Origin of the sequence: Paenibacillus sp. FSL E2-0178, assembly GCF_038593005.1 — a bacterium.
Classification (GTDB): Bacteria; Bacillota; Bacilli; order Paenibacillales; family Paenibacillaceae; genus Paenibacillus_AQ; species Paenibacillus_AQ phytohabitans.
In genome coordinates this window covers 1895457-1913932 of sequence record NZ_CP151953.1, presented here as the reverse complement: position 1 = coordinate 1913932, position 18476 = coordinate 1895457, and the positions used below count along the sequence as shown (strand labels likewise).

Annotated in this window: 15 protein-coding genes; all 15 read left to right on the top strand. The window is 52.4% G+C overall.

The window, feature by feature from the left end; all coding sequences use genetic code 11:
- Positions 1 to 5 precede the first annotated feature (5 nt).
- The 15 genes from MHI42_RS08790 to MHI42_RS08720 all read left to right on the top strand — a co-directional run bounded on the left by MHI42_RS08790 (position 6) and on the right by MHI42_RS08720 (position 18462).
- Complete coding sequence (locus MHI42_RS08790; RefSeq protein ID WP_342423513.1) at positions 6 to 695, top strand: serine protease; 690 nt, start codon at positions 6 to 8, stop codon at positions 693 to 695.
- 161 nt (positions 696 to 856) lie between these two features.
- Entirely contained in the window at positions 857 to 1219 is a 363-nt protein-coding gene (locus MHI42_RS08785) for a response regulator (protein ID WP_171718521.1), read from the top strand.
- Between the two features lie 82 nt (positions 1220 to 1301).
- On the top strand, positions 1302 to 2483 hold the full coding sequence (locus tag MHI42_RS08780) for a MalY/PatB family protein (protein ID WP_342423512.1): 1182 nt from the start codon (positions 1302 to 1304) through the stop codon (positions 2481 to 2483).
- A gap of 328 nt (positions 2484 to 2811) precedes the next feature.
- A complete protein-coding gene (locus MHI42_RS08775) occupies positions 2812 to 3771 on the top strand; it encodes a nucleoside hydrolase (protein ID WP_342423511.1) in 960 nt (319 codons plus the stop codon).
- A gap of 177 nt (positions 3772 to 3948) precedes the next feature.
- Positions 3949 to 5199 carry a stalk domain-containing protein gene (locus MHI42_RS08770; RefSeq protein WP_342424708.1) on the top strand — a complete coding sequence of 417 codons (1251 nt, stop codon included), beginning with the start codon at positions 3949 to 3951 and terminating at the stop codon, positions 5197 to 5199.
- A gap of 282 nt (positions 5200 to 5481) precedes the next feature.
- A complete protein-coding gene (locus tag MHI42_RS08765; RefSeq protein ID WP_342423510.1) occupies positions 5482 to 6435 on the top strand; it encodes a radical SAM protein in 954 nt (317 codons plus the stop codon).
- A 143-nt stretch (positions 6436 to 6578) separates the two neighbouring features.
- On the top strand, positions 6579 to 7700 hold the full coding sequence (locus tag MHI42_RS08760; RefSeq protein WP_342423509.1) for an L-rhamnose/proton symporter RhaT: 1122 nt from the start codon (positions 6579 to 6581) through the stop codon (positions 7698 to 7700).
- 135 nt (positions 7701 to 7835) lie between these two features.
- Entirely contained in the window at positions 7836 to 8870 is a 1035-nt protein-coding gene (locus MHI42_RS08755) for a bile acid:sodium symporter family protein (RefSeq protein WP_171718503.1), read from the top strand.
- 261 nt (positions 8871 to 9131) lie between these two features.
- Positions 9132 to 11165, top strand: coding sequence for a methyl-accepting chemotaxis protein (locus MHI42_RS08750; RefSeq protein WP_342423508.1), 2034 nt, complete (start codon positions 9132 to 9134; stop codon positions 11163 to 11165).
- Between the two features lie 400 nt (positions 11166 to 11565).
- A complete protein-coding gene (locus tag MHI42_RS08745; protein WP_042135602.1) occupies positions 11566 to 11838 on the top strand; it encodes a CD3324 family protein in 273 nt (90 codons plus the stop codon).
- Positions 11839 to 11984: 146 nt separating this feature from the next.
- A complete protein-coding gene (locus MHI42_RS08740; RefSeq protein ID WP_342423507.1) occupies positions 11985 to 13007 on the top strand; it encodes a phosphotransferase in 1023 nt (340 codons plus the stop codon).
- A gap of 529 nt (positions 13008 to 13536) precedes the next feature.
- Complete coding sequence (locus MHI42_RS08735) at positions 13537 to 14841, top strand: ABC transporter substrate-binding protein (protein WP_342423506.1); 1305 nt, start codon at positions 13537 to 13539, stop codon at positions 14839 to 14841.
- A 93-nt stretch (positions 14842 to 14934) separates the two neighbouring features.
- On the top strand, positions 14935 to 15828 hold the full coding sequence (locus MHI42_RS08730; protein WP_231575329.1) for a sugar ABC transporter permease: 894 nt from the start codon (positions 14935 to 14937) through the stop codon (positions 15826 to 15828).
- The gene (locus MHI42_RS08725) at positions 15829 to 16662 is read left to right on the top strand and encodes a carbohydrate ABC transporter permease (RefSeq protein ID WP_342423505.1); all 834 of its coding nucleotides are present in this window, start codon (positions 15829 to 15831) and stop codon (positions 16660 to 16662) included.
- Between the two features lie 21 nt (positions 16663 to 16683).
- Positions 16684 to 18462: a family 43 glycosylhydrolase gene (locus MHI42_RS08720; protein ID WP_342423504.1), complete on the top strand. Its 1779-nt coding sequence runs from the start codon at positions 16684 to 16686 to the stop codon at positions 18460 to 18462.
- The last annotated feature ends 14 nt before the right edge of the window (positions 18463 to 18476 follow it).

Genomic DNA, 18476 nt, shown 5'->3' with positions numbered 1-18476 from the left:
GGCGGATGAAAACAAAACTGCTTGCCGTAAGCCTGATCTTCTCGTTGATCTCGGCAGTGCTCTTCTATTCAGGCACTACCAGCGCCGATACACCAAGTGTGTATAACGCTGAACAGAGCTACGGAATTGCGAATGAAGCCATGTTCTATCTGCGGGTACTCAAAAGTGACGGCACCGCAAGTTCCACGGGGACAGGAATTATCCTGTCTCCGGCCGGAACAGCGGCAACGGCGTATCACGTGGTCAAAGGCGCGGAGCGGATGGAAGGGGTGATGGCGGATGGTAGTATTATCAGTCCGATCAAAGTCACGAAATTCGATGAGCTTAAGGATGTGGCTGTTCTTGAACTGCCAAGTCCTGCTGCTATGAAGCAGAAGGGCAATGCATATGCATATCTTCCTCTGCGCAAAGACGTGCTGAAGCATGGAGAAGCTGTATTCGCACTGGGCTATCCGCTTAAGAATACAGCGATCATCACCGAAGGGATTGTCAACACGCCTGCTGCGGAGATCAATGGAAGAAGCCGGATTCTGACTTCGGCCCAGGTGGCAAGCGGGATGTCCGGAGGTCCGCTGCTGGATACACATGGCCAGCTTGCGGGAATTATCTCCGGTTCGCTGCGGACCATGAACAACATTCATCTGGTTGTAAATATGGAGGATCTGCACAGCCTGCTGCCGGCAAACTTCAAGTAAAGTTCACTTCAGAAGCAGCTTAGACAACAATGAAGGCTGCAAAATAATAATAACAATGGCTGTCCTCTGACGTTTGGAGCAAACGGGGGGACAGCACTTTTTTTAGACACCTGTACCGATAGACTGCGTAATTCACCCGTCCGGAAGGAGGAGGAACCCGAGTGATCAAGGCATTTCTGCTGGATATGAACCAGAAGGATCTCTATAAGCTGTCTTCCATGCTGCAGCATACAGGCAAGGTGAATGTGATTGGAATGTCGGCCTATCCCGAGAATGTTGTGGACAAAATTGTTCTGCTGCAGCCCGATGTGCTGTTCCTGGATCTTCAGCTGCCCGGCCAGCAGGGAATAGTTGTAGCCGAACGTGTAAAAAAGAAGCTGCCGGATATTCAGATTGTGATTGTCACCGAGAGCAAACAGCATGCCCTATGGGCCTTCGACCAAGACATTGTGGATTATGTGCTGAAGCCCCTGGAGGAGGTCCGCCTGGGCCAGTCACTCGAGCGGCTGCATAAGGGAAGCTGAAGCGCCAGACTGAATCAGGATGCCGGAAGGCTCTCTCCATGTTACAATAAACGGATAAGCAGAAAGGATGGGGTGATTTTAGTTGAAGTATGATTTTAACCGTATCATTGACCGCCGCAATACCCGCTCATACAAATGGGACCAGTCCGAGAAGCTGTTCGGAGACAAGGAGATTCTTCCGCTTTGGGTCGCGGATATGGACTTTGAGAGTCCCCCTGCCGTGAAGGAAGCGATTCTGCGCCGTGTACAGGAAGGGGTGTACGGCTATAGTGTGACGAGTGACTCCTACAAGGAGGCGATTGCCGGGTGGTACCGCAGCCGTCATGACTGGGAGATTCAGAAGGAATGGATCACCGATTCTCCGGGAATTGTGACCTCGCTCAGCCTGTCCGTAGAGCTGTTCAGCCAGCCGGGAGATCAGGTGATTCTGCAGTCGCCGGTCTACTATCCTTTCTATGATGTAATCCGGATGAATGACCGCAAGGTGGCGATTAACCCGCTGAAGCTGGAAGAAGGCCATTATGTTATGGATTATATCCAGCTTGAAGAACTGATGGCCGGCGGCGCCAAGCTGCTGCTGCTGTGCAGTCCGCATAATCCTGGCGGCAGAGTGTGGGAGCGGGAAGAACTGCTGCGTCTTGGTGAGCTGTGCCTGCGGTATGGTGTAACGGTAATCTCGGATGAGATCCATTGCGATATGGCAATGCCGGGCTACAAGCATATCCCGTTTGCGTCCCTGTCGCCGGAGCTGTCGGATATTACACTGACTACGCTGGCAGCGACCAAAACCTTCAATCTGCCGGGCCTGCAAACCTCGTATATCGTAACCTCTAGTCCCGAGCTGAAGCGGAAATTCGAGTACAAGCTGAAGGCACTCAGTCTGCACATGTCGCCATTCTTCACGCCGGAGGCGGTTGAGGCGGCTTATAATGAAGGCGGAGAATGGCTCGATGAGCTGGTGCAGCATGTCAGCGGCAATGCCGAGTATGCTATCAGCTACCTCGCCGAGCATTTGCCGCAGGTGAAGCCAATGAAACCCGAAGCCACCTATCTGCTGTGGATCGATTGCCGTGCACTGGGGCTGGATGCGGACGGGCTCAAGAAGCTGATGTACCGTGAGGCCAAGGTGGCTTTTAACGAAGGTTCTGTCTTCGGTACGGAAGGCCAAGGCCATCTGCGCATTAATCTGGCATGTCCGCGTTCCATTCTTGCCGAAGCGCTGGAGCGGTTCACTCAGGCTGCTGCCCGTTATGTTCAGCAATAAAGCATATACGTATGCCTGTAGCTGCGGCATATAGTTGCATACTTTGCAATTACAAACAGCGAAAAGGTAGCGTACCATAAATCAGACGCTATATTAAAACATTTACAGTGATCAAGAAATCCGCGCCCTTAGGGGTAGCGGATTTCTTGTTATACCGCTGTCTGAGAAGGTTGAAGGTGTCCCGCCAAACTCTGCGTGAACACCCCTTGCTGCCCCTTCCCGGCATGCGCATCAACCACAACCGCTTATTGAGCAGACCGCAGAGCCGTGATAAGATGGGCAGTACGGCTGATAGTGTAAGTATATATAGAGAGTGGGAGAGATAGAGATGAGTAGCAGCAATACAACCCGGATGATTATTGATTGTGATACAGGAATAGACGATGCTTTGGCTATTCTTTATGCCCTCCGCACACCGGATGTGGTAGTTGAGGGGATTACGACGGTGTTTGGCAATATTGATGTGCTGCAGGCGGCGGATAATACGCTGCGGCTGCTTGCCCTCGCAGATCCCGGATACGACATCCCGGTAGCGCTTGGAGCGTCCAAGGCACTGGTGCGCGAACTGACTGGCTTCTCAACCCATGTGCATGGGGAAAATGGGATTGGCGGCGTTCAGCTGCCCCCTTCCCGGCAAGTGCCGGTGCAAGAGACGGCGGCGGAGTTCATTGTGCGGATGGCGGATGAGAACCCGGGTGAGATTGTGCTGGTAACGCTCGGACGGCTGACCAATCTGTCGCTCGCGCTGGATTTGGACCCGCAGTTGACCTCCAAGCTGAAGAAGGTAGTGGTCATGGGCGGCACGGTCTTTAAGCCGGGCAATGTGACTCCGGTAGCCGAAGCCAATCTGTGGGGCGACCCGGAAGCGGCTGACCGTGTATTCACCTCTGGGCTGCCTGTGCTGATGATCGGGCTGGACGTTACACTGCAGACACGGATTACCTCAGAGCATCTTGAGCTGCTGAAGCGCCATGGACGCGAAGAGAACAAGTCCATCATAGACTTCATGGAGGAGTCACTCGAATACTATTTCAAATTTTACCGGGAAGCCAACTATCTGATCAATAGTGCGCCGCTGCATGATCCGCTGGCCCTCATGGCTGCGCTGCAGCCGGATCTGGTGACTACGCGCCGGATGAAGGTTCGCGTGGAGCATCAGGGAGAGTTCACCTCAGGTATGGTCGTGGCAGATTTGCGGCCGCAGCCGAAGGTCGGACATTTCATCGAAGTGGCGGTGGATGTGGAGGCTGAACGGGCAGTTGGCGTCTTTTTGAGCGCGTTTATGTGAGTGTGAAGTAAGTGAAATGAAATTATGCATCAGCTACCCTACTTCAATAGCAGACAATTGAATCTCCCAATAGTTACAATCTCTTAATTTGCTATAATTTCCCGGTTTGGTAAAATGGTAGGGGATGTAAGATTGAGAGATTCATAATCTATCTATAAGAGAATGGGGAACTTATTAATGAAGCATCTGGCTAAAATAGTATTATGCGCAGCGATCGCACTGGGTAGCTACTCGGCACTCCCTGCAAGTGCTGCACAGGCGGCACCAGGCGGTGTCAGTATTCTGCTGGACGGCTATCCGCTGCCCTTTCCGGTAGAACCGGTAGTCATGAGCGGAACGACAATGGTACCTTTCCGTGCAATTTCTGAGGCACTGGGCATTGGGGTGGAATGGAACCAGGCGGCCCGCCAGATTACCGCGACGCAGAAGTCCGCTGCTGAAGCAGCTCCGGCAAAAGTTATCCTGACCCTGGGCAGTAAAAATGCATCCGTGAACGGAACCGTAGTGAAGCTTGATGTAGCGCCGCAGAATATCCGCGGGACGACGATGATTCCGCTCAAGTTCTTCAGCCAGCAGTTTGGAGCGGTTGCTTCCTGGAACCAGGCTTCCAAGACCGTATCCATTACATCGCCCAAGCGGGATCTGTACACTTTAGGATTCTATGCTCAGAAGGCCTACAGCGAAGTGTCGCTGATTCCAAGCTTTGATGCGGTAGCCTTTGGCTGGAGCCGGATTGACCCTGCCGGTCAATTCACTACAACCGGTAAGGATTTCTGGTGGCCGGAGGCTGCAGGAGAGGTGACGCCGGAATCCATTGTCCAGAATGCAGCAGCGGGAGGTACAGCCCCGTATCTGATGGTCTACTCCAGTGACTCAGCTCTGGAACTAAGCAAGAATCTGGAGGACCCGCAGCTGCAGCAGCAGACCATCGCCAGCATCGTGGACCTGGCCTCGCAGAAGGGATTTCAGGGCATCGGACTGGATCTGGAAGGACTGGGCTTGACCGGAGATAAGGCGCTTGTGCAGAGCCAGTATAATGCTTTTGTCAAAAATCTCTCCGTGGCCGCACGCGCGGCCAGTCTGAAGCTGACGGTGATTCTGCATCCGCTCAACAGCTCCTACAAAGGCTATGATTACAAGACTCTGGCTTCGCTCGCTGACGATCTGGTCATTATGGCCTATGCCTACGAGGGCGAGAAGGGGCCGGAGCCGATGGACAAAGTGGATGAAGGTATCCGGCTAGCCCTGCAGCAGGTCAGCAAAGACAAGCTGATTCTCGGCATTTCAGTATTCAGTGAGAATGATTCCTCCGTCAACGCGAAGATTGGCCTGGCCAAACGTTACGGCCTCAAAGGAATTGCCATCTGGCGTCTGGGTCTCATTGGCCAGCCGGTGTTCAGCAGAATGGGCGAATCGGTAGAATGGTAGCAGCAGGTGCTGCAAGTAATTATGCAAGGATAGCTATAATTAAATCTGGCTGAAGAGAGACTGCCGTATGGTGATATTAACCACGCGGCAGTCTTTTTGATGAATATATAATTGTATATTTTCATTTATATGAGTCCTCCCCATGCTTCTGCTTGTTATGCAGCCCCCTTGCATACTCAGCTTGGCGATATCAAATGTCACATTAACCTGACGGGCAAACCTGTATAATTTTAAAGGTTGACCTTTAAATTGACGATTCTAAATATAGGAGGACTATAGAGCATGAGTACGAAATACAAAGCACTGGAACTGGATAAACCGATGACTTATGAGCTGGAGGGGCTGGAAGTCGGGGTCACCTCGAACTGCAATTTCCGCTGCGATTACTGCTGCGCTTACAATAGAAATGATGGACAGAGCATTAACGGCAAGGAGGTTATCCGCATTCTGGAGGAGCTGCCTAATCTGAAGCGTGTGCGCCTCTCGGGCGGAGAGGTGACGCTGAAGTTCCAGGACTGCGTGGACATTGTGGCTTACTGCACCTCCCGCGGGATTCAGACCCAGCTGAACTCGAACGGCAGCCTGCTGAATGAAGAGCGGATCGGGCAGCTGGTGGATGCAGGCCTGACTACGATACATATATCCTTCAATTTCACCACTGCCGAAGCATTCTCTGCTTACTACAATATCCACACAAGCGTTTATAGCAAAATCAGAGAGAACATCACCATGTTCGCCAAAACAAAGGTAAATGTGGTCCTGGAAACGCTGCTGTTCAACGAAACGCAGGACAATATGCGCGAGATCAGCGATCATGTCTATTCCATGGGCGTAAGAACGCATGAGATCCAGAACAGCATTATTATGGGGCATACCGGCTGGAAAGCGATCGCGGCCCGGGAACAGCTGAAGAATGCCGTGAACGAGCTGATTGCCCGTAAACCGGCGGATACCACCCTCTATTTCACATGTATGGACCGGTTCATGGAGGCTATGGGCTTCGAGGAACAGCCGGGTGTCTACTTCCCGCACTGCATTGAGGGCATGAAGCAGCTTCACCTGCACGGCAATGGCGATATTCTGATCTCAGAGCTATGCCACCCGGTTATTATCGGCAATATTTACAGCGGCACCTCGCTGAAGGATCTGTACAGCAACATGCCTGCACCGCTCGAAAAGTATCTGGAGAAGCGGCCTTGCCCGGCGCTTGATGCGCTTTTCCCGCAAGGGGTATAGTCCGGACGCAGCAGAAGAGCTTATGAGCCGATATTGATATAACGCATTATATCAGGCAGGATTGCAGCACAACCGCTGTGGTCCTGCTTTTTGCTGGGAATGACTTTGAATGACAGGTATTTCTGACTTTATTTCAACTATGAATGAAAACTTTCATGTATAATCATCAGCATGAGCTGTATAACAATGCAGAAACCTTCTGCTTCATTACTATAGAAATAGAGATAACACATATGGACTGGGAGGATTTCATCATGATTTACGGGTTTTTACTATTGCTGCTGGCCTGCTGCTTCCAAGGCAGCTTCGGGCTGGGGATGAAGAAATACCAGCCGTTCTCCTGGGAAGCGTTCTGGACGATTTTCTCGCTGGTAGGGATATTAATTATTCCGGTAGTCTGGACATGGATTGAAGTGCCCAACTTCTTCAGCTATATCCGGCAGACGCCTGCTGATGTGCTGTGGACGGCTTCCTTCTGCGGTTTCCTGTGGGGCATCAGCTCGATTATGTTTGGCAAAGCGATTGATTCCATCGGTGTCTCGCTGACCTACGGTGTTAACATGGGGATATCGGCATCGCTGGGTTCGCTGATTCCGCTGTTCATCTTTGGTAATATCCCGGCGGCTGGCTCATTTACGGTACTGCTGACCGGCACAGCAATTATGCTGGCTGGTGTTGCCGTGATTACCAAGGCCGGATTGCTCAAAGAAAAGATTATCACCGCTTCCGGCCAAGGGACAAGCTCCGGTACTAACCTGACCAAAGGCCTGATTATCGCTTCAGCTGCCGGACTAGGCTCTGCTGCGATGAATATCGGCTTCTCCTATGCGAGTCAGGCGGCGGATATTGCCGTTGCCGATGGAACAGCCAGGATTAGCGCCAATCTTATTTCCTGGGTAATTACGCTGTCCGGCGGCTTCATCGCTAACTTCGCGTATGCTTTTATCCTGTTAATCAAGAACGGGACCTATAAGGATTATTTCGCCAAAGGTGCAGGCCCGGCCTACGGCAAGGCGCTGTTAACCGCTGCAGTCTGGTTCCTGGCACTCGGTGTCTATGCCAAGGCAACCGCATTACTCGGTCCGCTAGGCTCTGTCGTGGGCTGGCTTGCCTTCAACGGATTGTCGCTGATCATCAGCAATGCCTGGGGACTTAAGGACGGAGAGTGGAAAGGGTTCGCTGCTCCCAAGAAGCTGCTGCTGTGGGGGAATATAATATTGATTCTGTCCTGGATTGTGGTGGGGATCGCCAACAGCATGGCGTAGGATATTCCGCAAATTGGCAATTTTCCACTCTTCCGGGCGGCTTGGTTCTGTTATGATTTCATTAGAGGTGTTAACCAAGACCAAGAAATCTGCAGAGAAGGAATGTGTGGCCCGCCATACATAGAGGGATACAACATGCTTAGTGCAATAAGACGCGGATTAATATCTTCCAATGTTGTGCTTGAGAAAATCATGCCGCTGCTCACACCTACAGCCATTGTGGTTGGTGTGCTTAACGAGGCGGCGCTGCTGCCGTTTACCTGGCTGGTGCCGTGGATTTTTGCTTTTATGACGCTGATCGGCAGTCTGAAATCTAATTTCCGTGACTTGCTGGCAGTGTTGGCTAAACCGCAGAAGCTGATCATCCTGCTGATTATTCTGCATATTGTGATGCCGCTGATCGGCTGGCTGGCAGCGATGGCTTTTTTCCCCGGAGATCCGTATACAGTTACAGGGTATGTGCTGCTGTTCGCCATTCCGACCGGTGTTGTCAGTGTGGTCTGGGTGTCGATGCATGGCGGGAATGTTGCTCTTACGCTGGCGCTGATCCTGATCGATACACTGCTCTCGCCGCTGGTTGTACCCGGCACGCTGTATCTGCTGATGGGGGCGAGTGTGCAGATTGAGATTGGGGAGATGATGCGGGGCCTGCTCTACATGGTGGTGCTGCCGTCCGTAGCGGGGATGCTGCTCAATCAGTTCAGCAAAGGCAAGGTTACGGCAGTCTGCGGACCGCCGCTGGCGCCGTTTGTCAAAGTAGGCCTGTTCATCGTTGTGTCGATCAATGGCGCCAGCATTGCCCGTTATCTGAAGCATCCGGATGGCAAGCTGGTCCTGATTATTGCCGTTACCTTCGTTACAGTCTTACTGGGTTATGTCATCGGTGCTGTAGTCTCACGCCGTTTCCGCTGGGATTATGAGAATACTGTTGCCGTTCAGTTCAACTCCGGTATGCGCAATCTGAGTGCAGGTGCGGTACTGGCAGTGAAATACTTTCCGCCAGCCGTTGCCCTGCCCGTGATTTCAGGTATGCTGTTCCAGCAGATTCTGGCTGCCTGCTCCGGCATGTTCATCCGCAGCCGGGCCAAACGTCTGTTGCAGGCCGGACTGAAGGCGGAATCCCTGGGAGGGCCAAAGGTCACTCCTGCCGAGGGTCGCATTTCGTTATAAACGTTACCTGGAATCCCGCAATTCCTCCTTGTTCGGTACCGCTGTAAGCGGCTGGGGGACTTGCGGGTTTTTCGGGCTGAAAAGAAATGAAAATAGTTATATTTCACTATGATTCGACAAAATGCGATATTATTTCCGAAAATTCGTCTAGGAATATTAATTATTTCTGTGGGAAATCCGATAGTAATTGTAATAAATGTTACAGTTTTTAGCTGTTTAGGTACTAGTGGATTAGATAAAGGCGGAAGGGTGTAGAAAACTATGAAGATTCGTATGAAGCTATCGGTTATGATGATTGTCGTTACACTAATTTCTACAGCATTAATGGGGATTTTTACGTACACCAAGTCCACTGGCACCATCTTGAATCTGACTGAAGCTTCTATGGCACAAGTAAACACTAACAAAGCGCAGACTATTGCGGCCATGATCGATAAAGAGAAGCGGAGCATGCAGCTCGTTGCAGGTGAAAGCGAAATCGCGGAACTGCTGCTTCAGGCCGGAAACGGCGAACTTACTACCGGAGATGCACTGCAGAATGAAGTGAATGTGAAGCTTCAGGGCTTAGTCAAGGATGCAGGCAACCTTGAGCATATGTTTGTAGTTGATATGAAGGGAGTTGCGGTTGCAGACAGTGATACCAAGCTGGTCGGCACCGATTTCAGCGAAAGAAACTACACGAAGAATGTATTCAAGACAGGTGAAGCTGTCGTCAGTGAGACCTTGAAATCCAAATCCACCGGAGCTTATGTATTGGCCTTTGTTCATCCTGTAAAGAGCGGGGGCAAGATGATAGGTTTCGTCGCTTCGGCGGTTAATGCGAACAGTATTATTAAGTATCTGGCCGATGCGAAGGTGACCAATGCGCCTTCATCTTACGCCTACCTGGTGGACGAAACCGGCAATATCCTCTACCATCCGGATGAGACGAAGATCGGTTCCGTGGTTGAGAATGCAGCGATCAAAGCTGTTGTGGAGCGTGTGAAGGTGGGCGAGACCGTACCGGATGGAACGGTGCAGTACACGTATGAGGGCGCGGAGAAAAAAGCGGCGTTCACCGTTCTCCCGGAGACTCACTGGACCCTGGTATTGACCGGAGATCTGGAGGAGATCATGCTGCCTGTACAGAAAATGACGAATTTTATTATTTTACTCGGAGTGGGAAGCCTGCTGCTTACGCTGTTGATTGGGGTTACTGTAGCTACCCGTATCTCCTCACCGATTATCAAGCTTACCCAGCTGATTAACCGCACAGCAGAGCTGGATCTGAAGTATGACAACCAGTATGAATACCTCACCAAAAATAAAGATGAGACAGGCACCATTGCCAAGGCAATGTTCCATACCCGCGCCGTTCTGCGTGAGATGGCCGGAAGCCTGATCTCGATTTCCTCGAAAGTGCTGGATAATGCGGAGACGCTGGAGAAGCTGTCCATCGACGTCAGAGAGAATGCGCATGATAATTCAGCCACTACGGAGCAGCTGTCGGCAGGAATGGAAGAAACGGCGGCATCTACCCAGGAGATGACGGCAGCGATTCATGAGATTGAGAACAATGTCAGAATGATCTCCACCCGGGTAAAAGAAGGCTCCGGTGTATCCGGCCAAATTACGGAGCGTGCATTGGCGCTTCAGCATGATGCGGTCACATCCACCGAGAATGCCAAACAGATCTACGGCTCGGTCCGTGGTGAGATGCAGAAAGCTATAGAGCAATCGGGAGCCATCAACGAGATCAATGTGCTGGCGGATACGATTCTCTCCATTACAAGCCAGACGAATCTGCTGGCACTCAATGCAGCGATTGAAGCTGCACGGGCGGGCGATGCCGGGCGTGGATTCGCCGTTGTGGCGGGTGAAATCCGCAAGCTGGCCGAGAAGTCGTCGGAGACTGCGGCAGGCATCCAGGGCGTCGTCAAGAATGTCTACAGCTCCGTAGAGCAGATGATCGAGCATTCCGAAGCGATGCTGACGTTCATTGACCAGAATGTGCTGGGCGATTATGAGCGGCTGACCGAGGTCAGCCAGCAGTATAACAGCGATGCTTCCACAATTAACGAGCTGATGAACCAGTTCGAGGAGGCAGCCGATCACCTGAACGAAACGGTATCCAGCATCGCCATCGCCGTCAATGAAGTGGCGGCTACCGTGAACGAGGGCGCGATTGGTGTGCAGGATATCGCCGAGAAGACGGCGGATATTGTGGAGAAGACCTTCCATGAGGCCACCATGGCTGATGAGAATACGCAGAGCGCCAAGGAGATGCAGGTCCTGGTAGAGAAGTTCAAAATCTAAGCCGGTTTCAGCAGATTTTTACCCGCGCTTCATCTGATTTTAAGCTTTCGGGTTTATAGTAATCACATAACCCCCCTTTAATATAACTTAGACCCCGCCGGACGCTGGTGGGGTCCCTTTTTTTGTTGGTGCCGCGCAACCGTTAAGATTGAAATTCGTATCCAGGAAAATTGAGGTTCAAGTATGCTATATTAAATATAACCCAAGTCAGATAATGGAAGGAGGACGCTTCATGAGAAGATTAATGCTCAGCTCTACGCAAAGTCTATGGACGACATGGCAGTGGTTGTTGTGTAGAGCTGATAGCAAGTCTCCGCTGCAACGATTTGCCGCATAAAATGGTCTGTTCTATAGACTTTGCTGCCTTTACAAGTTCACTACTTTAAAGGAGCGGAGCTATATGAAATATGTAAATGCAGATCTGGTATTACCGCAGCAGCTGCTGCAGGAAGTACAGAAATATATGCAGGGCGGGATGCTCTACATCCCCAAGCCCGAGGGACAACGGAAACGGTGGGGGGAGAACTCAGGCGGCAGAACCTATCTGACGGCCCGGAACCAGTCCATTCGTGACCATTATGCCGGAGGCTTAAGCGTAACCGAGCTTGCCGAGCAATTTTGCCTGTCGGGTGACAGCATCAAGAAGATTGTATATGGAAGCAAGCAGATATGAGCAGCACTTATATTGAAATGAGAGAAGGAGTCGAACAGGACTCTTTCTTTTTTTGTGCAAAAAATGAATTGCAGCTGTTTATTATCTATGTCCTTCCGGTGAGCCGCCCATATAATTACAGACATACATATGCGGGAGGCAGGAAGATGACGGAACATAGTTTATGGAGCGGAATTACGGGTGAGCCCTCTCGGTCCCTCTGGAGATCGGGCAGGAATATAGCACTCCGGGCATTGGCAGAGTATGATCTGGAATGGAACAGGATTGAGCTTATCGGGATGTCGGATAGCGGCACCTTCCGGATTGAGACTGCAGCTGCCGGCAGCTTTCTGCTGCGAATTCATGGTGAGCGCTTCAGCCGGGAGGAGATCCTTTCGGAGCTGGAATGGACCCGGTATCTCAATCAGACGGCGGGCTTTGTGGTCCCGCAAGGATTGGCCAGTTCCGGCGGCGGCTATATCCTGGAGACTGGAAGCGAAGAGCGGCAGCTTGCCTGGGTAACGGTGATGCACTGGGTGGAAGGGGAGCCCGTAGAGGGCAATCTGCCGGATGATCATATCTTCAGGATGGGGAAAATGCTTGCCGGTATGCACGAAGCGGGTACACCGTTCGTTCCGTCTGCCGGCTTCACCCGTCCGGTATGGGGAGCAGCCAGCTTCAAGCTGGAGTGGAGCAAACTGGAGGAGCATCACGCGGTAATGGTAACGGAGGAACAATGGAAGCTCTATCAGGCTGCTGCCGCAAAAATACGGATTGATCTCGAAGCCATGCAGCCTGACCCTTCCATTTACGGCTTGATTCACGGAGATTTACATAGCGGAAATGTTGTTTTTGACCAAGGCGAGCCGCGTGCGATCGATTTCGGCCGCTGCGGATACGGATATTTCCTCTATGATATGGCCGCCGCACTGTTGGAGCTCTCCCCCGGGCAGCGCGGCAGCCTGATCCAGGGCTATAGCAGTGTCCGGGAGCTGGAGCCGGATTATGAACGGAAGCTGGAATGCTTCTTCGTTATGATCATGATCGGGAATTACAGCCATCACATCTCTAATCCGGATGAAATCCCCGGTCTGCGGGAAGAACAGCCGTATGCACTGGCTTATCTGAGAGAATATCTGCAGGGTGAGCGTTTTTTGTTCAGACGCATCGAACCCTTCGTGATAGAGTGAGGGCAGCGTCCAGTTGTACTTAATAAATAGCAGAGCCCTTTGCGGTCTGCTTCTTCAATATCAGCTGTTCCCCGGTGATAATGCCGGTGGGGCAGCTTTTTTTGATGTACTGGGAGGTATCTGATCAACCGTTTTATTGTGTAGTTTAAGAAATTATGCCGGAAAATTATGCGATGTTTGATGAGATTCCAGCAGTGAGTTATGGAGGAAATGAGCTGTAAAAGCAATGTGTCGCAGCGAGGGTAACCGAGCCAATTGTATGCGGAAAACCGAATACAATGTGTCGCTGCGAGGGAATAGGGTGGAGGAATTGTGCCCTCAGGGCGATTTTATTCTCCGGGAGCCGCCGTTGGATTCGGACCCCATGAGCGTTGAAGTCATCCGGCAGACCTCAGCCACGAGCCCGCCAATCTGTAAATATGTCCATTGATCCTAGACTGAGGACATTTTTTGCGATCCCCCGGGGAGGTAACATAAAGACATCAAAGAGCAGTCGTCTTTGAATCACGGGTAAAAGGGGAGTACACAGATGAAACGATCCATGCAAAAAGTAACATCACTATTACTGATGGTTATGATGCTGGCAATGGTAGTAGCCGCCTGCGGCGGGAACAATGCGAAGAACAACAGCGCAAATGCCGGTAACAGCGGCAAGGAGACGCAAGGAGAAGGCAGCAGCGGCGGCAAGAAGACAGAGCTTCTGTTCTGGTCACCGTTCTCCGGCTCGGATGGCCCGTTTATGAAGAAGATCGTAGATAAATACAACAGCTCCCAGGATAAATACAAAGTGAATTTCGTGATCCAGCCCAATGGTGAGTATTACAAGCAGCTGGATGTAGCGCTCAGCACCGGTAAGGAACGGCCGGACCTGATGATTATGCACGTGGATCAGGTGCCGACCTACCAGAGCAAGGATCAGCTGCAGCCTGTGGATGAGCTGGCGGCAACTGCCGGAATTAATTCTGCTGATTTTGCCGAAGCCCCGGTGAAGTACGCCACCATTGACAGCAAGCTGTACACCATTCCGCTCGACATTCACCCGGTGGTGATGTACTACAACAAGGATCTGTTCGAGAAAGCAGGAGTCACTGCCCCGCCAACAAACCGTGCTGAATTCGACGCGGCCGTGGAGAAGCTGACGGATAAATCCAAAGGAGTCTACGGATATGTAGTGCCTACCCTTTGGCCGCAGCAGTTCATCTTCCCGTCGCTTGTCTGGCAGAATGGCGGAGAGCTGTGGAATGGAACAGACGTAGCTTACAATTCCCCGGAAGCTGTAGAAATGGTACAGTGGCTGCGCGATATGGTCGACAAGGGCATCTCTCCGGCCAATGTGCAGCAGGACGGCGAGAACACCCTGTTCCTTCAGGGCAAGAACGCGATCCAGTTCAACGGACCGTGGATGAAATCGCAGTTTGATGAAGCCGGACTCAATTATGGCGTAGCCGTTATGCCGCAGATCGGCAAAGCGAAGCAGGCTATTTATGCAGGCTCCCACGGCTTTGTGGTTCCGAAGGCTGTGACAGACAGCAATACGCTAGCCGGCATCGGTGATTTCCTGAAATATGTCTCCGGCAACTCTCTGGACTGGGCCGAATCCGGTCAGGCGGTAGCTTCCAAAACCGTTATGGACAGTGCAGAATTCAAAGCTATGGAGTTCCAGAGTACCGTATCCCAGAGCTTCTCCTCCGTACAGTTTGCACCGAATGTGCTGAACTGGGGCACCATCGTCGAGCCGGTGTGGAGCGAGCTGAGCAATGCCATTCTCGGCAAAAAATCACCACAGCAGGCCATGGATGATGCTGTAGCCAAATCCCGTCAGGCGATGAAATAGCACTCATGACGAAGTGAACTTTTCGGTAAGCAAAAGCGGGAGCGCGGAATAGCTTCCCGCTTTTCTTTATACGAAGGAATGGAGGAATCTCTTTTGAAAAGCACATGGACTTCCCGCTTCACCTCATTTCTGTTCATACTGCCCTACCTTGCAGCCTTCGGATTGTTTCTGCTGTTTCCGATCCTGTACGGTGTTGTGATCAGCCTGCAGGACTTCGAGCTGCTGTCTGCCGCGCATCCCTTTGTGGGACTGCGGAATTATATAACGATTTTTACCCCGGGGACTTATGAGAACAGTATCTTCTTCCGCGGGCTGTGGACGACTTTCCAGTTTGTCCTGTACTCCGTGCCGCTGCTGATCGTTGTGGGGCTGGGAATGGCGATGCTGGTCAATGCACTGCCGGCGAAGCTCCGGGGGTTATTCCGGACGTTCTATTTCCTGCCTTATGCCTTGTCGGCTTCGGTTATGGCCGTGATCTGGCTGATGATGTTCGATACCAATGCCGGATTCATTAACAGTCTGCTGCAAAAGCTGGGCCTGACGGGGATCCCGTGGCTGACGGCTACGCCTTGGGTGTGGATTGCGCTGGTGCTCACGACGCTCTGGTGGACGATCGGGTTCAATATGATTATTTTTGTGAATGCGCTCAACGAAGTGCCTGAAGATTATTACGAGGCTGCTGCTATTGACGGGGCGGGCGCGTGGAGCAGGTTTGTGTCGATTACACTGCCTTCGATCCGCCCGGTGATGCTGTTCGTGATGATTACCTCAACGATCGCGTCCTTCAACATTTATGCCCAGCCGTTTCTGCTGACACGCGGAGGGCCGGGAGACACCACCAAGGTGCTGCTGATCAATGTGCTGGACCAGGCATTCGTGCGCAAGGATATCGGCTCAGCTTCCGCGATGGCGATTCTGATGGCGCTGCTGATCATGATGGTGTCCATCGTGCAGTTCCGTCTTACGAACCGGAAGGAGAAGGTATAAATGGGAAAAGTCAAAAAAACCGGCCTGCTGCTGCTGGCCATTCTGATTGCACTGTTCGTGCTGCTGCCGCTCGTGTGGATGCTGTCCACTGCGTTCAAAAATGACTTCGAAGCCCTCTCCGGGCGGATGAATTTCTTCCCGCAGAAGCCTACCCTTGATAATTTCGTTCAGGGGCTGAGCGGGGAGCTGATGAATACGCCGATTCTGCGCTGGATCATCAATTCCCTGTCAGTAGGGATTGCGGGCACAGCTATCGTGCTGCTGATTGATTCGATGGCGGCGTTTGCCCTGGCCCGGCTGCCGGATCTGCCGCTGCGCCGTACGCTGCTGTCCATGTTCATTGCCTCGCTGATGATTCCCAGTGTGCTGACCTTTCTGCCGATGTATATTGAGTTCAATACACTGGGGCTGATCAACACGTATCAGGCGCTGATTCTGCCGGCTACAGCCGGGGCATTCGGCGTGTTCCTGCTGTATCAGTTTTTTGTCTCCTTCCCGAAAGAAATCGAAGAGGCGGCACGGATCGACGGGGTGAACAAATGGAATCTGTATGCTAAGATCCTGCTGCCTTCCGCAGTGTCGATCATGATGACGCTGGGGATTTTTACCTTCATGGGGATCTATAATGACTTTGTCTGGCCGCTGTATGCAACCACCTCGCCGGAAATGCGGACGATCACCGCAGGGATTGCCATGATGGCCACCGGAAGCTACACCCAGAGTTATGGTAAATTAATGGCCATGACCACTATCGCTGCGCTCCCGGTACTGATTATCTTCATCGTCGGCCAGAAGTCATTCGTTAAGGCGATTACGAGCTCGGGTGTGAAATAACGGGTGATAGGAGGGATGCGGATGAGTATGAAACCTGATAGTCCGCACAAGGCATGGACAGGTAAAAACTCACGTAGAATAGTCTACTCGCTTGCGGCGATTATGTTACTTATACTGGCGGGAGGTGCTTATTTAGTGCTGCAGCACAATAATAGCGGGACAGATGAAGTCTATAACGGGCATGGCGGGACGTTCAAGAACACGCTTGCTGAGATTGATACTCCGGATCCGAGTGTGATCTACAAGGATGGATATTATTACATGACCTTCACCCATAACGGAACGGATATTATGGTGATGAAGTCACGCACAATGGATTTCCGCCAGGCCGAGCGGAGAGTGGTATGGTATCCGCCGGCGGAGACCGCCTACTCGGCGAATCTCTGGGCGCCCGAGCTCCAGTACATCCGGGGCAGCTGGTATATCTATTTTGCTGCGGATAATGGAATGAATGAGAATCACCGGATGTATGTGCTGCAGGGAGACAGTGGTGATCCGCTTGGCGATTATACCTTCAAGGGCCAAATAACCGACGACACCAACAAATGGGCGATCGACGGGCTGGCGATGGAAGTGGATGATGAGCTGTATTTCGTCTGGTCGGGCTGGGAAGGCGAAGTGAACGCTGCGCAGAACACCTATATTGCGCCGATGAGTGATCCGCTGACGATCAGCGGACCAAGGGTGCTGCTCAGCGAGCCGCTGCTTCCGTGGGAGCAGGCCGGAGGCCCGCCGTACATCAATGAAGGCCAGTCGGTCCTTCATCACGACGGCCGCGTCTTCATTGTATATTCTGGAGCGGGAAGCTGGACTCCGTATTACAACCTGGGCCTGCTGGCCCTGAAGCCCGGCGGGAATCCGCTGGAAGCAGTGGACTGGACCAAGCCGGAGCAGCCGCTGCTGGCGATGGATGAAGCCTCCGGAGTGTACGGGCCGGGGCATAACTCGTTTACGGTATCGCCGGATGGCAGCGAACAGTGGATTGTCTATCACGCGACTACTGGAGCGGCGGACGGCTGGAACAACCGCAAAGCACGGGCCCAGCCGGTCAACTGGGACGATGGCGGCCTGCCGGTGTTCGGGAAGCCGCTGGCGCTGAGCACGGCGCTTGAGGTTCCCGCTGGAATGGGAGTATTCGAGGCTGGGAATGCCATCCGCAGCGGGAACCGGCTGGAGTTCCCGTCCCTGCCGTCCACGGTGAATAGCGATACCCCGGTGCTGGTGCATTATGTGAATCCGGGTGGAGAACCGGCGGAGGCGGCAGTTTCAGTGAATGCTGGAACGCCGTCAAAGCTTCAGCTGCCGCCTACCGGGGGAGGCCAAACCGGATACGCCTATCTGAGCTTACCGTTCACAGCCGGGATGAATACAGTAGCCTTTGAGCTGCCGGAGGGAAGCGCAGCTGAACTGAAGGCCATAGAAATTCCCCGGTATGAAGGTGAAGCCCAGGCGATGGAGGGGGATGCTGATGCGGAGGATAACCCGTATGCCTCAGGGGGGGCAGCGGCAAACCTCAGCGGAAGCGATGCAGCGCTGCGCTTTAGCAATATTCATGTTCCGCGAAGCGGGGCCTACACTATCTCCGTAGCTGTTCTTAATGCTTCGCCGGACGCGAAGCTGGAGGTGGCGGTGAACGGGGATTCTACGATCGTATCGACCCTGGAATCTCAGGGACGAAACCAATTATCCTTCATGGAGCTGGAGCTGCAATTGCAGAGCGGTGCGAACGAAATCATTCTTTTTGACAGACAAGGCAGCTTCGGTATAGATTATATGGATATATGGCAGAAGATTGACTGAGCCGGCAGATTCAT